Genomic DNA, 13,788 nt, shown 5'->3' with positions numbered 1-13,788 from the left:
GGCGTTCACATGTTTGATTTAATTAAGCAGTCTATTAACCGCTTATTCGCCGATCAAGGAGGTGAGATTACCTCTATACAGCAGCATTAGCTTATGTAGCGCCCGAGTACAGCCGACGTACAAAAGCCTAGCATCGAGAGGTGCATATGCTTCATCTCCTGCATCGGCGATCAGGACCGCGTCGAACTCCAGTCCCTTCGACAGATAGACCGGGACGACCGATAAGCCGCCGCCGTATGCCGGCTGCTTGCTTTGTACGAGCGATGCCTCTAAGCCCCTGTCTATTAAATTCTCATAGATCCGCTCGCACTCCAGTGCAGTTCGCCCAATGACCGAGATCGTCTCGTACTCGCCCTTTGCTTGCATTTCCCGTACGGAAGCTTCGATCGAAGCAAGCCAAATCCCGTTAGACACCTTCTTAGTGACAACCGCGTCCCCGCTCCGGAACACAGGCACGGCCGGCTTCACGGCTCCCGTCATTCCGCCTAATATTTTATTCGCGAATTCAATGATTTCCATCGTTGAGCGGTAGCTTCGATTCAGCTCATAGAATCCGATTTGCTCCTCTTCAAACAATTCGATCAGCTCCGACCATTTTTGAACGCCGGCATACGCATGGATTCCCTGCTGCAAATCGCCGAGCACGGTCATGGATGCCGTCCGTTGACATCTGCGTAATACCTCAAGCTGAAACGGTGAATAATCCTGAGCCTCGTCAATGACGATATGGTCAAAAGCTTGCTTCGGCAGGCCAAACAGCTCCAGCTGTAGGTAAGCAAGCGGCGCCAAATCCTCTGCCGCGGCTTCTCCGCGTTTAAGCCTTTCGGCTGTATCGGCTGCTATCCGCTTCGGAACGCTGGCGGCGGCCAGCTTCCCATGAAACAACGAGCCATACAGCTCTGTAGAGGAGTAAGCAGGAATTTTCTTCGTGAAGCTATTAAATTTTGCGAGCGCCTTCGCTCTTATTTTCTTATCGGCAACGCCTTTGAGCTTAAGCTCGGACTCGAACCATCGGCGTATGCGGCTAACGAGCCTGTCTCGCTTCTTCATAAGCGTCTCTTCGCCGTAATCCGTCTCATACCATTCCCGCATTTGCTCAGCGGGAAGCTCGAGACCGTCGATAGGCACAAAGGAAGCAGCAGGGACGATTCGCTTCTCGAAATCAGCAATCCGTTCATCTATAACCGCCTTAAAAGCCAAGCTTCCTTTGAATCTGCCGGAGGCATGCTCGATTTCTTCTGCCGTTCGATGCTCCTCGAACCAATACGCCATCGAGAGAGAAGGATCGCTAAGCTTAACCGTATTATCCAGCAGTTCAATCGACCAATCGTTAAACGTCGTCTGCTGGATGTCGCCTACGCCAAGCTCCGGCAGCACCCCGGATATATAGTCAAGAAACATTCGGTTCGGCGCGAATATGATCATCCGCTCCGCGCGCATCCGGTCTGCATATTGGTAGAGCAAGAAGGCTATTCGGTGCAGGGCCACCGTTGTTTTTCCCGAACCCGCAACCCCTTGAATGAACAGCGCTTTGCCCCGATCCGCGCGGATGATCCTGTCCTGCTCGCCTTGAATCGTAGATACGATATCGCGAAGCTTGTTATCTTTATTTTCGCCCAACCGGTATAAAAGAAATTCGTCAGTAACCGAGCCCTCCTCTTGGCCGCGCACGTAACTATCGACCAAACGGACAATCTCTCCCTGACGAATCATAAAATTCCGTTTTAAATGGACATAACCTGTAATTTCGCCGTCGGGCGAATCATAAGCCGCCGGCGCTTCACCGCATGTAAAAGAATAAAAGATACTCGCGACCGGCGCGCGCCAATCGATGACCAGCAGCTCATTGCCGCCTTGCTTCGCGACGCCGGCTTTGCCGATATATAGCGGCTTTTGCTCGCCTGCAGGCAGCTCTTGGAAGTCGATCCGGCCGAAATACGGCTCCTTCTTCGATATCTCAAGCCTTAGTCTCCGTTCCTCCTGCTGCAAATCGAGCATCTGCTCGGTGAAATCGTCTCCTTTGTAGCGCGGACCGATTGCTTGCAGCTGGGCATGGATGTCTTGCAAGGATTCCGTTAACCTTTGTTGCTCCTCTTGATAGGCACTTTGAACGGTCATGTCAGTTACCTCCTAAGTAGTGTATGGTAAAAAAAGCGAACTCACACTATACCACAGCAGGAGTAATCATAGCAATCAGGAATTGGCATTTACGCCAGCGAGCCAAATGCAGCCAATCACGATCATTAAATTTAGTCCAAGCAGAAACGGCATGCCGACCGTAAAGGTTCGGTGCTTCGTCTTATGTCGCCACACTTTCATGCCAAGCATGGTGCCTCCTGCGCCGCCAATCGCGCTGAGCAGAAACAACCGCTTCTCCGGCACGCGCCTGCGCTGCCGCTTGGCGCGCTGTTTATCATAGCCCATTAACAAGAAGGTGCAGCTATTAACAAGCACCATATAAATAATAAATAAATAGTAAGCCATGTTATGAACCTTCCTTTCTTGGCGAGCCGATCAGGTAGACCTCGGCTTTGTCCGATGGGTTGGAATCGCCGTATAAGGATCATCAGGCCAATAATGCTTCGGATACCGGCCTTTCAAATCCTTTTTCACATCGTAGTAGGCTTGATCCCAGAAGCTCCTCAAATCCCGCGTTACTTGAACCGGACGCTGGGACGGCGACAGCAAGTGAAGCGTGACAGGGAGCCGGCCTCTTGCAAGGCGGGGCGTATCATTCATGCCGAACAGCTCCTGCAGCCGTACGGCAAGTACAGGGTTGTCCGGATCGCTGTAATCAATGGGGATACGCGAGCCGCTGGGGACGATGATATGTGTCGGAACCTGTTCGTCCAGCTCCTGTCTCTGCTGCCAGGACAGCATGTTCTCCAGCAGCTGATGCATCGGCAGCTTTTGCAAATCCGAACGGCTCTTCATTCCATAAATATTCGGCTTTAGCCACTGATCCATTGTCGCAAGCAGCGCTTCATCGGAGGCGCCAGGCCAATCATCGCCGCTGAGGCCCATAAGCTTCATGCGTAACTGAAGCTGCTTGGCCTGCTTAGTCATCGGCAGCATGCCGAAGCCCGTTTGCCGAATGACCGATAACATAAGATCAGCCACTTGCTGTTCATCCGGCTTCTGCTGGGGCGTCTCCCTCAATATAATCGAGCCTAATCGTACCCGTCTCCTTGCTCGGACGGCTCCGGCAGCCGCCTCCCACTCCAATGCGTCTTCAACCGTTATATAATCGCTTAAGTACTGTTCGATTTCATTCTGGCTCAGTTCAGCCGCCAGCCTTATTCGGCTTTCCGTACCGGCATCGTCCAGCTCGCAAGCCGCAAGAAAGGATGCACGCGATAATGACTGCAGCTCGGGCAGCACCGCTCCCCTCCCGTTAGCCAGCAAATAACGTCCATCGCTTCGGCGCTGAGCGATTCGGTCGGGATAGGCTAGCGCCAGCAATACGCCTAATGGTATAAGCTTCTCACTCATATCTGCTCGCGACGCCTTCGAGCCCGGCTCCCCTGCCTTCGTTACTGCCTTATGCTGATTCGCCAGTCGCTCCCACTGGTCAGCCTGCGTCACTATGCGATAGGCAGCTCCAATGCCGGGATGATCGGGTCTCCCGCCATGATGCGGATTTACAGCTCTGCCCGTTAACCGATAGAGCAGCTCTAACCGAAGCTGAACATCTGCATTTCGTTCCTGCGGAAGTAAATCGCGTTCGCTTAATAATGCGGCTAAATCGCAGGCGATGCGGGTAGCACCGAGCTCCGCGGCCCGCATAATCATGGCTCCGAGCCGAGGGTGCAAACCGAATCTCGCTATGCGCGCCCCTTCGGTTGTCGGCTTGCCGCTTTCGTCAATGGCCTGAAGCTGCCGCAATAGAGAAACAGCTTGCTCATATGATGCTTCGGGAGGCGGGGTAAGCCACGCCAGCTCAAGCGGATCTTGTATGCCCCAAACCGCCAGCTCAAGCGCCAGCGAAGCGAGATCCGCTTCAAGAAGCTCCGGCTTGCTTTGCTCGGGCAAATAGGGATGCTGGGGCTCGGTCCATAGCCTATAACAGACGCCTGGAGCCAGTCGTCCCGCCCTGCCCCTTCTTTGATCGGCGGAAGCCTGGGAAACCGCAACGGTTTCCAGCCGCGTCATTCCCGTTCGCGGCGAGAAGCGAGGGACACGCATCAATCCGCTGTCCACTACGATAGTAATCCCTTCGACCGTTAAGCTTGATTCCGCGATGGAGGTAGCAAGCACAACCTTCCTCTCACCTTCGGCAGAGCGGGATACGGCAGCATCCTGTTTGTCCAGCGGCAGGCTGCCGTGAAGCTCTTCGACGCGGACTGTCGATGAGAGCTGCTGTTCCGAAAGCCATCTTGCCGTTCGACGGATTTCCGGAGCACCGGGCAAGAAAGCGAGCACATCTCCCACATGAACCCGGAGCGCCTCCACAATCGTCCGTCCCATGTACGGCTCGATTGATCCGGTTATGCGTACTGGAGCATAATAAGTCTCGACTGGAAACACGCGGCCTTCACTTCTAATAATCGGAGCGCCGCCAAGCAGCTCGGAGATCGGCTCAGCGTCGAGAGTCGCCGACATGACCGCGATCCGTAAATCCTCCCGAAGCAATGCCTGCGCTTGCAGGCTGAGCGCAAGCCCGAGATCGCCGTGCAGATGGCGCTCGTGAAACTCATCAAACAAAATAATGCCGACGTTCTCGAGCGCTGGGTCCTCCTGCAGCATACGCGTTAATACGCCCTCGGTCACCACTTCAATGCGCGTTCGCTCGCCCACGCGGGTGTCAAGCCTGACTCGGTAACCGACTGTCTCTCCTGCCTGCTCGCTTATCGACTTCGCCATAAATTGCGCCGCCGACCTTGCGGCAAGCCTGCGCGGCTCGAGCATAATTATTTTTTTTCCGGATAGCCACGGTTCGTCCAGGAGCGCTAACGGCACCCGGGTCGTTTTGCCTGCGCCAGGCTCTGCTACAAGTACGGCGTTAACACCGCTTCGCAACGACTCCAGAAGCTGCGGCAATACCGCTTCAATTGGCAATTGCACTTGATTCATGCTAATGACTCCTTCATCCATCCCGGTCTTATTTCACGATTCGCAGCATTTGCACGACCGGACGGTTATCGCCAGGCAAAGCGGCCTCCTTCGAGAGCATTTGAGACGAGCCGTCGCCATCGAGGAAAATCCCGTCAACAAGCCCTCCGTCCCCTATGCTGGTCACAATTGCTTCCCGAAACATCGCTATAGAACCTTTCGTTTCGCTTACGATTAAATACAATACGCCCTTATCATCATACACGGCAGCCGAACGCAAACGGTCGTCATCGGGAAAAGGCGCATTCTCCGACATCGTTTGCTCCATCCATTTCTCGTCATCGTCTAGACTCATGCTAATGCCGCCCTGAGCCCAGAAACGGGTGTGATCCTTAACCTTCAATTCCGATGCCTGATTAACCACCTGCACACTTAACGTATCCGAAGCGCCGTCCCAGACAAGCGTTCCGCGCGCATACTTCACATTCTCGTTGCCCGCGCCGAATTCGCGAGCCCCTCCGTTTACCGGAATGCTGTTGACAATACCGATGCTTAAAAGCTGATCGCCGTAAAAAAATCCGCCGTTTATCCCTACCTTGCCCGTGAGCGTCACGTTATTATGAATAGCCTCGAGCGTAATATAGGCAGGTTTTGTCTGCAGCACATGAAGCTTCATTCCGTTAACGGCGGTTTTAGAAAAATAAGTATAATGCAGCATTTGATCCAACTTTGCTTGATCCGCGGGAGCACGATTGCCGAGCGCGATAATCATCAAATATAACATAATCGCCAAGACGACCAGGATGCTCAGCAAAATGCCTGCAACCTTCAACATTCTTCTTCTGCCCATAGGAGCAGCTTCCTTCTCCTGCATCACGATTTAATCTCCTTTTCCCCTGTCGCGCATTTATCTATTTTACATGAAATAGACGCGGCTGTAATGTTAATAGCTGCTTTCCGTTACGATTTTTTTTCATCAAAAAAAGAACCCATAGCATCTATGGATTCATTCATTATGGGATTTCTTGGACTGCCCTTAGTCCTCCTGCTGCGTTCGAGTCGCTTCATGTATGGATGCATACACCGCTTCCCCTATCTTGCATCCGATCGAGGTAGCCGCTCCCGCATACGCATGCACCGCATTCCAGCTTAGCCGTTGACTAACACCGATTACGACCGCATCCGTAGTCGTACCCGTTGCAGGCTCCCCGCTCGCCTTCTCGACGATGCCTAACTGCTGCAAAGCGGCCGTCTTTGCTTCCGTCGCCGTAATGACCGCATTCACCATAGCCGAATCCGTCATTTGACCGTCAATCAATATAATCGTATTAATCGTTCCTGGCGTATACGCCGGATAGGTATGGCGGGGCAGCCCCGCTCTTGCCGCATTCCGCGTCCCGGCTGTCGTGCAGCAAAGCAGGTTGAACTTATCGCCCTGGACCTCAACAACCGAGGCATGGGTAAGCTTAGCTGCCGTGATAAGACCGACCGTACGCTGCGGATCGCAGCCCCATTCCTTGCACTGACGTACCAAATCACTTACGGGATCGCCGCACTGATAAGTCAGCGGAACTTTCCAATTCACGATCCGGTCCGTTTGCGAGAAACCGCCCGGATGGACGGCGCTGCTGAGTGCATGCAGCGGCTCCGGACAACTTACTTCGATCCGGTCTTCCAACAATTGCAGACCTAAGCCCTTCCAATGGACCGACTCGTAGCTGCTGCCGTTACGGAAAGGCTGCGTCATCGCCCTCCCTCCTTTGCCATTCCCAGCAGCTGATAGATATACGGCATGTTCAAGTAACGCCTGGCATGTTCTGCCAATCTTTCGAATGCAAGCTCGCGTCTCTCCTGAAACCTTAATTCGGCACGCAATGGCTTCAGCCCTTTCGCTTCGCGAATGTCGTTCAACCATGCCCGGCGAAAATCGTCGTTATGCAAAATGCCGTGAATAAACGTTCCCCACTGTCTTCCATCCGGCGTAGCCGCCCCCTCCGCTTCATATGGAAGAAGGCTTTCGCTGCCTGTCAAGTCCCTTTGCTCACGTATTTGAAACGGTCGGTGAATCGGCCTTGCAGCCTGCACGGAATTCACCTCGCCCATATGGATTTCATAGCCTGTAATTGGTATCGGCAACTGCTCGCTTGACAGCAAAGCGCTGCCCTCGACGCGAACGGTTCTTTTCTCCCCGGTGAAATTGACTACAAAGGGAAACAATCCAAGACCCTTTGTCTCTTCCACCGCCGACTCCACATGCAGAGGGTCAAGCAGGCGCTCTCCCAGCATCTCATACCCGCCGCACAGCCCCGCCGTCCAGCCGCCGGCGGCCATATGCTTTTGCAACCGTTCGGCCAATCCGTTATTTTTCAGCCATAGTAAATCCTCTATCGTATTTTTGCTCCCCGGCAAAATAACAGCGTCGGGCCTGCCCCATTGTTCGACCCGTTCAATGTAGCGCAGCCTGACATCCTCCTCAAAGCGCAACGGGTCGATATCCGTGAAATTAGATATTCGCGGCAATCGGATAACCGCAATATCAAGCTCTGCCTCGCGACCGGCGCCAGACATAGGCAATTCAGCATCCAACGGTTTGCTGAGCGAAAGCGAATCCTCATCCTCCAGCTCCAAATTCGGAATAAACGGAATAACGCCAAGCACCGGCTTGCCCGTCTTCTGCTCCAGCCAATCAAGTCCGGACTGCAGCAGCGATACGTCGCCGCGAAACTTATTGATAACGAATCCGCATACCCGGTCCCGCTCTTCCTGCTCCAGCAGCTCCAGTGTGCCGACAATCGAGGCGAAAACGCCGCCGCGATCGATATCCGCAACCAGAATGACCGGAGCGTCCGCCCACGCCGCCATTCGCATATTGACGATATCGCGATCCTTGAGATTGATCTCCGCCGGACTTCCGGCGCCTTCCAGCACGATAATGTCGTAGCTTTCCCGGAGTCTCTGCAGCGATTCCCGAACGATTTCCCCGGCGATCGGCAAATAGCTCTCGCGGTATTCCCGCGCATCATAATCGCGGAGCGGCTTGCCGTGAACGACGACCTGCGACGACATTTCGCCTGACGGCTTAAGCAAAATCGGATTCATATCGGTCGTCGCTAAGATGCCGCACGCATCGGCCTGCATCCCTTGCGCGCGTCCGATCTCTTTTCCGTCCCAGGTCACATAGGAGTTCAGCGACATATTTTGAGATTTGAAGGGAGCCGCGGCAAAGCCATCCTGCGTGAATATACGGCAGAGAGCCGCGGTCATTAAGCTTTTGCCCACATCGGAGGCCGTTCCTTGAAGCATGATCGTACGGCCTAAAATCGGTCGCGATCCAGATGTATGATTCTCACTCATGATCTTAATCCCCACGATTTCCGGTATTTTCAAAACATTGCTTCAGCGCTTTAACCAAAAGCTCATTCTGTTCTCTCTGTTTGACGGCAACCCGAATATAGGAGTGGTTAAGTCCCGGGAATCTTGATGCGTCGCGGATAAGCACGCCCAGCTTACCCACTGCAAGCTGCAGCATGCTGGCGCTCATACCAAGCTCCGGCGGAATGCGTACCAATAAATAGTTCGCGGCGCTCGGGCATACTGCACAACCGACGGCTTCCAGCTCCGCAATCAGCCAAGGTCTTTCTTTCAACAGCCACGCAAGCGTCCTTCCGGCAAAATCGGCCTCCCCCAGCACCGCCTCTCCAATAAGCTGTGCCAAGGAATTAACGCTCCAGGGTACCTGCAGACGCCGTAATCCGCTTAATGAACGCGGCTTGCCGACAATGTAACCGAGCCGGATGCCCGGGATCGAATAAAATTTCGTCATCGATCGTATCACGAATAACCGTTCATGACGAGCCGCTTCTTGAATTAGGCTGTACCGCGATTCTTCCGGTACGAAATCCATAAACGCCTCATCCACGACGACGTATGCGCCTTCTTGCAAGAGCTTCATGATCAATCCGGGCTCCACGAGCTGTCCCGTTGGATTATTCGGTGAACCGAGCATGAACAATACTCCCGTTTCAGCGATTTCGAATAATTTCTCACTGTCCCCGTCTAATAAAAAATGATTGTCAGCCGATAGCTTTATCTCATAGATCGCTCCGCCGATTTTACGGACGGCATCTCTGTATTCATCGAAGCAAGGAATGGCGAGCGCCGTTAGTTTAGGCTGGAGCGCCCTGACGACCAGGTCGATTAATTCCGCCGCTCCATTGCCAATGACGATCGAATGCTCGTCAATATTATGCAGCTCGGACAGTTTCCTTCTAAGTCCGCGAACGGCAGGATCCGGGTATTGTCCGATTAAATCCGCATACGCATGAAGAGCTGGCTTTACGCTAGGCGGAGGCCCCAGCGGATTCATATTGGAGCTGAAATCGACAAACCTGTCCGCCGCTATTCCAAAAGCTTCCTCGGCTGTCCGCAAATCGCCGCCATGCCCGTATCTTTCCAACATCCCGAGCCTCAACTCCTTTTCTATAAAACGTTAAGCCAAATGACAGCTGCAAGCAGCAGCGAAGCTTCAACGGCTTCATTCATGGCTCCGTAAGTGTCCCCGGTCAAACCTCCAAGCTTGCGGTTAAGCCATGCGGCAAGCAAACCTCCGCAGCATACCGTAACAAGAAGGATAACCGGCAGCAGTACCAATATAAAAGCAATACTCATGCCAACAATCCACAAAACACACCAAGTACATGCGGACGATACAAGGAGCGCCCAGAAAACGTTTATTCCTTTAACACCGTTAAATAATACGCCGATACCTTCGCCTTGACGCGCACTCGGCCAGCATGCGATTGCAGCGGTCATCCAGGCCCTGCTCCAAACGGGGCAAATCGTAAGCGCGGCCAGCCAAATACCGGACTTGCTCCCGCTCATGAGTTCCGCCAGCAAAGAGGCTTTAAGCATGAGCAGCAATACGGCGGCAAGCACACCCATTGCCCCGACTCTGCTGTCCTTCATAATTTCCAGCATCCGTTCACGGGAGCGGTGGCTTAGAACGCCGTCCGCCGTATCCATCCAACCGTCCATATGCAGGCCGCCGCTAAGCGCTGTCCACAAAACCAATAACAAAACGGCACTAGGCCAAACCGGTACCGCTAAGTTCAGAAGCAGAGCTCCTGCAGTCAAACTAATGCCTATGAAAGCTCCGGCAAGCGGAAAATAAATAACACTGCGCGTTAGCACCGGTCCTTCGAACGGCACCTGTACAGGAATCGGCAGACGGGTCAAAAACTGAAAGGCTGCGGCTAATGCTTGCGCATGCAGTTTTATATTATGACGAGCCATACAGCCATCACCCCCGAGAACATAATGAAGCTAACACCATACAGAAGCCTTATCGTCCGCACAATGTCGAACGGCTGCAATCGGCGAAGCGGCCAGCCCATTCTCGCTCTCTCGCCAGGTACGCCGAAATAGACGTTTGTACCTCCAAGCTCAATGCCAAGCGCTCCGGCCACGGCCGATTCCGGTATGCCGCTGTTCGGACTCGGGTGCAGGCGAGCAAAGACGAACATCGCATGCACAGCACGACCGGCTTTCATCCCAGGTGATGCCAGCACCGCCATCGTAAGCATTACGCCTGTTAACCTTGCGGGAATATAATTGAGCACATCGTCGATTCGGGCCGAGCACCAGCCAAAGTATCTGTAGGTATCATTACGGTAGCCAACCATGGAATCAAGCGTATTGGCCGCCCGGTACAGCATCGCTAGCGGCGCGCCTCCTATAAGCGCGAATATTACAGGCGAAACCAGCGCGTCCACTATATTTTCCGCCACGGTCTCGACCGCGGCCCGGGAAGCTTCCCGGGCATCCAGCTTCCCGGTATCCCGCCCTACAATGAAGCCGACAAATTTACGCGCTTCCGCGAGCCTTCCTTCCGATAACGGCGTATAGACAAGCATCGCAGCCTCCTTCAAGCCCTTCACCGCAATAGTCGTCGATATAAACCAGGCGCTTACCGCATAACCAAGCCAAACATGCACGGCATCCGCGGCCCAAACCATCGACCACATCACACCATAGCTTATGCATAAGGTGATTGCCGTCAAGATAACGCCTAATAGCCTGACGGCAGCCGTGCAGTCCTTCCTTCGTTCAGGCGCCAGTACCCGCTCCAATAAACGTATAAGGCGGCCGATCCAAATGACGGGATGGGTCGGGCGCTTCGGATCGCCGACGATCCAGTCTATAACAATGGCCGCGGCAGCCAGCAGCAGCAGCTCCTGAAAGGAATAAAGCATCATAGCTGATCCCACCTGAAGGCTCGCGATTTCAACTCTACCGGAATGCCCGCCGTTACCAGAAATACGCGTCCGCAAATGGCAGCAACCCGCTGATTCAATCGGCCCGCTTCATCCCGGAACTGCCTTCCAAGCGGATAAGAGGGTACGATTCCATCTCCTACCTCATTCGTAACAACAAGAAGCGTGTAGGGAAAGGCTTGAATAGCGGCGAGCAGCTTTAACGTTTCTGCTTCCAACCGGCTATCGCCCAAAGATTGTTGATCGATGCGCAGCATCCAATTCGTTAGCCACAGCGTTAAGCAATCGAGCAGCACGGCAGGAGGCTTCAGGCCATTTTCCGCATTTACCGTAAATTGCCGTTCTAATCTTGCCAGCCGGTCAGCTGCCTGATAGGGCTCCTCCACCGTCTCCCACGCAAAACCTGAATCCACTCGATCCCGGCGATGCTTGCCGATCCGTTCATTCATTTCTTCGTCATAAGATTGACAAGTAGCGATATAGATACCGTTAGCCCCTGTACGTTTCGCATATTGCTCGGCGAAGGCGCTTTTACCGCTGCGAGCTCCGCCGGTTACGAGTATTGCCAATTACGTTCACCTATCCTTTAGATACGCCTGCGCTCTCGAACGTGGCCATTTCCTGCATGAGATGAAGAGCAGCGTCTATAAAATGAAAGCATAACACGGCCCCCGTCCCCTCGCCCAGCCGCATCTCCAGCTGAATCATAGGCGATAAACCAATCGATTCGAGCAGCTTCAAATGCCCTTTCTCCTGCGACAAGTGAGACGCGATCATATACGGCTTCGACTGCTCCGCAAGCCTTGATGCCACGAGTGCCGCTGCCGAAGATATGTAGCCGTCAATGACGACCGCACAGCCATTAGCCGCCGCTCCGATAATAACGCCGACCAGCCCGGCAATTTCCGCTCCGCCTACTTTTGCCAGCACGTCGATCGGATCGCTTGCATCAGGCTGATTCAGCTCGATTGCCCGTTTTACGACATCAACCTTATTCAACCAGCCCGCATCATTAATCCCGGTTCCCCGTCCCACGGACTCCTCTGGAGAAAGTCCGGTCAACACAGTCGTAATCGCTGCGCTTGCCGTCGTATTGCCAATGCCCATTTCTCCCGTTCCGAACAGCCGAAAGCCCTGCTTGACCTGCTCATTCACGACCTCAATGCCGACCAGTATCGCTTGGACCGTTTCCTCGCGGGTCATGGCCGGCTGCTTCGCCATATTGGCAGTTCCACGTACGATCTTCCTGCATACTAAACGCTCATGCGCCAGGTCTGCGTTCACGCCGATATCGACGCACACGACATCCGCTCCCGCTTGACGGGCGAGCACATTGACGGCCGCGCCGCCATTCAAAAAATTCATGACCATCTGCGGCGTTACCGCCTGCGGGAATGCGCTGACCCCTTCCTCGCAAACGCCATGATCTCCCGCCATGACAATAACCGCTTTACGCGATAAATCGGGCCAAAGCTGACCGGAAATGCCGGCGAGCTGCCTTGCGATGCTTTCCAGCTTTCCCAAGCTTCCAGGCGGCTTCGTCAATCGATCGGAGTGATGATCCGCCAATGACGCGCTTTCTTCATTAAAGGGCTTTATCTTTTTAATCGTTTCCGCCAGCTTAATTGATAGATCGTCTGCCATTACTGTCGCTCCTTCACTTTCATTACTTGATTCATTCCTTTGTACGAATACGGCTGAAGCATAATTTGCGGGGAACCCGTCAAGGGATGGGAGATAACGCTCGCAGCGGTTTCATATACCTGCTCGATTAACGCTGTCGTCAGAACTATATGGGGTTCTCCCGCCGCGGCAACCGTCCCACGGTGCAGAACAACGAGCTCGTCGCAATAGAGCGAAGCTAAATTCAAATCGTGAAGGACGGCGATAACGGTAAGGTCGCGTTCTCGCTGCCATGCACGGACCGTATCGAGCAGTTGCACTTGAAAGCCAATATCCAAATAAGTGGTCGGTTCATCGAGCAAAATAACAGACGGCTCTTGCGCCATAAGCTTGGCAAGCGCCACGCGCTGCCGTTCGCCTCCGCTCAGATGATCCATTTTGCGATGCTCAAGCTCTTTAAGTCCCATAGCCTTTAGCGCAGCATCAATGACGGCATCTGAATCCTTCTCCTCGCTGCCAAGCCAGTTTTGATAAGGATATCTGCCCATGCTGACGACCTCGCGCACCGAGAAGCCGACAGGCGGAAGACCGCTCTGCTGCAGCACAGCCATAATTCTGGCGAGCTGCTTTCTCGGATAGGACAGGATGATCCGCCCATCCAACAGAACCTCGCCATGCTTCGGACGGTCAATTCCCGATAACAGCTGCAGCAGGGTGGATTTGCCGACACCATTGGGTCCAATAATTCCGTACATGCGGCCTTTCTGAAACGAACAGGAAAGACCGCCCAGCACAGGACGTCCTTGAACCTCCTGAACAATTGCCTTGGCTTCTATCATTT

General features: G+C 53.8%; 12 protein-coding genes. All 12 read right to left on the bottom strand.

The window, feature by feature from the left end; translation table 11 throughout:
- Nucleotides 1–42 precede the first annotated feature (42 nt).
- On the bottom strand, nt 43–2,118 hold the full coding sequence (locus tag L1N85_RS01580; RefSeq protein WP_235234201.1) for a HelD family protein: 2,076 nt from the start codon (nt 2,116–2,118) through the stop codon (nt 43–45).
- A 75-nt stretch (nt 2,119–2,193) separates the two neighbouring features.
- Nucleotides 2,194–2,484, bottom strand: coding sequence for a DUF1294 domain-containing protein (locus L1N85_RS01575; RefSeq protein ID WP_235234199.1), 291 nt, complete (start codon nt 2,482–2,484; stop codon nt 2,194–2,196).
- Between the two features lie 30 nt (nt 2,485–2,514).
- Complete coding sequence (hrpB, locus tag L1N85_RS01570) at nt 2,515–5,073, bottom strand: ATP-dependent helicase HrpB (RefSeq protein ID WP_235234197.1); 2,559 nt, start codon at nt 5,071–5,073, stop codon at nt 2,515–2,517.
- Nucleotides 5,074–5,101: 28 nt separating this feature from the next.
- Entirely contained in the window at nt 5,102–5,926 is an 825-nt protein-coding gene (locus L1N85_RS01565; RefSeq protein WP_407946301.1) for a phosphodiester glycosidase family protein, read from the bottom strand.
- Between the two features lie 162 nt (nt 5,927–6,088).
- Nucleotides 6,089–6,799, bottom strand: coding sequence for an adenosylcobinamide amidohydrolase (locus L1N85_RS01560; RefSeq protein ID WP_235234188.1), 711 nt, complete (start codon nt 6,797–6,799; stop codon nt 6,089–6,091).
- On the bottom strand, nt 6,796–8,406 hold the full coding sequence (locus L1N85_RS01555) for a cobyric acid synthase (RefSeq protein ID WP_235234187.1): 1,611 nt from the start codon (nt 8,404–8,406) through the stop codon (nt 6,796–6,798). The genes L1N85_RS01560 and L1N85_RS01555 overlap by 4 nt, the downstream gene beginning before the upstream one ends.
- Nucleotides 8,407–8,410: 4 nt before the next feature.
- Nucleotides 8,411–9,511, bottom strand: coding sequence for a pyridoxal phosphate-dependent aminotransferase (locus tag L1N85_RS01550; protein WP_235234186.1), 1,101 nt, complete (start codon nt 9,509–9,511; stop codon nt 8,411–8,413).
- 20 nt (nt 9,512–9,531) lie between these two features.
- The gene (cobS, locus tag L1N85_RS01545) at nt 9,532–10,344 is read right to left on the bottom strand and encodes an adenosylcobinamide-GDP ribazoletransferase (RefSeq protein WP_235234182.1); all 813 of its coding nucleotides are present in this window, start codon (nt 10,342–10,344) and stop codon (nt 9,532–9,534) included.
- Nucleotides 10,326–11,306 carry an adenosylcobinamide-phosphate synthase CbiB gene (gene cbiB / locus L1N85_RS01540; RefSeq protein WP_235234175.1) on the bottom strand — a complete coding sequence of 327 codons (981 nt, stop codon included), beginning with the start codon at nt 11,304–11,306 and terminating at the stop codon, nt 10,326–10,328. The genes cobS and cbiB overlap by 19 nt, the downstream gene beginning before the upstream one ends.
- Nucleotides 11,303–11,893: a bifunctional adenosylcobinamide kinase/adenosylcobinamide-phosphate guanylyltransferase gene (gene cobU, locus L1N85_RS01535; RefSeq protein ID WP_235234169.1), complete on the bottom strand. Its 591-nt coding sequence runs from the start codon at nt 11,891–11,893 to the stop codon at nt 11,303–11,305. The genes cbiB and cobU overlap by 4 nt, the downstream gene beginning before the upstream one ends.
- Nucleotides 11,894–11,903: 10 nt before the next feature.
- Complete coding sequence (gene cobT / locus L1N85_RS01530; RefSeq protein WP_235234167.1) at nt 11,904–12,968, bottom strand: nicotinate-nucleotide--dimethylbenzimidazole phosphoribosyltransferase; 1,065 nt, start codon at nt 12,966–12,968, stop codon at nt 11,904–11,906.
- Nucleotides 12,968–13,786, bottom strand: coding sequence for an ABC transporter ATP-binding protein (locus L1N85_RS01525; protein WP_235234165.1), 819 nt, complete (start codon nt 13,784–13,786; stop codon nt 12,968–12,970). Before L1N85_RS01525 ends, cobT begins: the two co-directional genes overlap by 1 nt.
- Nucleotides 13,787–13,788: the final 2 nt, after the last annotated feature.

The organism is Paenibacillus alkaliterrae, from assembly GCF_021532375.1.
Classification (GTDB): Bacteria; Bacillota; Bacilli; order Paenibacillales; family Paenibacillaceae; genus Pristimantibacillus; species Pristimantibacillus alkaliterrae.
Note: the sequence above shows the minus strand (reverse complement) of the source record. Positions and strands in the feature narration are given on the sequence as shown.

Bases quoted from the DNA above. Each gene is read 5' to 3' on its own strand.
- L1N85_RS01560 (WP_235234188.1), bottom strand. From the start codon at position 6,799: ATGACGCAGCCTTTCCGTAACGGCAGCAGCTACGAGTCGGTCCATTGG.
- L1N85_RS01555 (WP_235234187.1), bottom strand. From the start codon at position 8,406: ATGAGTGAGAATCATACATCTGGATCGCGACCGATTTTAGGCCGTACG.
- L1N85_RS01575 (WP_235234199.1), bottom strand. From the start codon at position 2,484: ATGGCTTACTATTTATTTATTATTTATATGGTGCTTGTTAATAGCTGC.
- hrpB (WP_235234197.1), bottom strand. From the start codon at position 5,073: ATGAATCAAGTGCAATTGCCAATTGAAGCGGTATTGCCGCAGCTTCTG.
- cobS (WP_235234182.1), bottom strand. From the start codon at position 10,344: ATGGCTCGTCATAATATAAAACTGCATGCGCAAGCATTAGCCGCAGCC.
- L1N85_RS01525 (WP_235234165.1), bottom strand. From the start codon at position 13,786: ATGATAGAAGCCAAGGCAATTGTTCAGGAGGTTCAAGGACGTCCTGTG.
- L1N85_RS01580 (WP_235234201.1), bottom strand. From the start codon at position 2,118: ATGACCGTTCAAAGTGCCTATCAAGAGGAGCAACAAAGGTTAACGGAA.
- L1N85_RS01565 (WP_407946301.1), bottom strand. From the start codon at position 5,926: ATGCAGGAGAAGGAAGCTGCTCCTATGGGCAGAAGAAGAATGTTGAAG.
- cbiB (WP_235234175.1), bottom strand. From the start codon at position 11,306: ATGATGCTTTATTCCTTTCAGGAGCTGCTGCTGCTGGCTGCCGCGGCC.
- L1N85_RS01550 (WP_235234186.1), bottom strand. From the start codon at position 9,511: ATGTTGGAAAGATACGGGCATGGCGGCGATTTGCGGACAGCCGAGGAA.
- cobT (WP_235234167.1), bottom strand. From the start codon at position 12,968: ATGGCAGACGATCTATCAATTAAGCTGGCGGAAACGATTAAAAAGATA.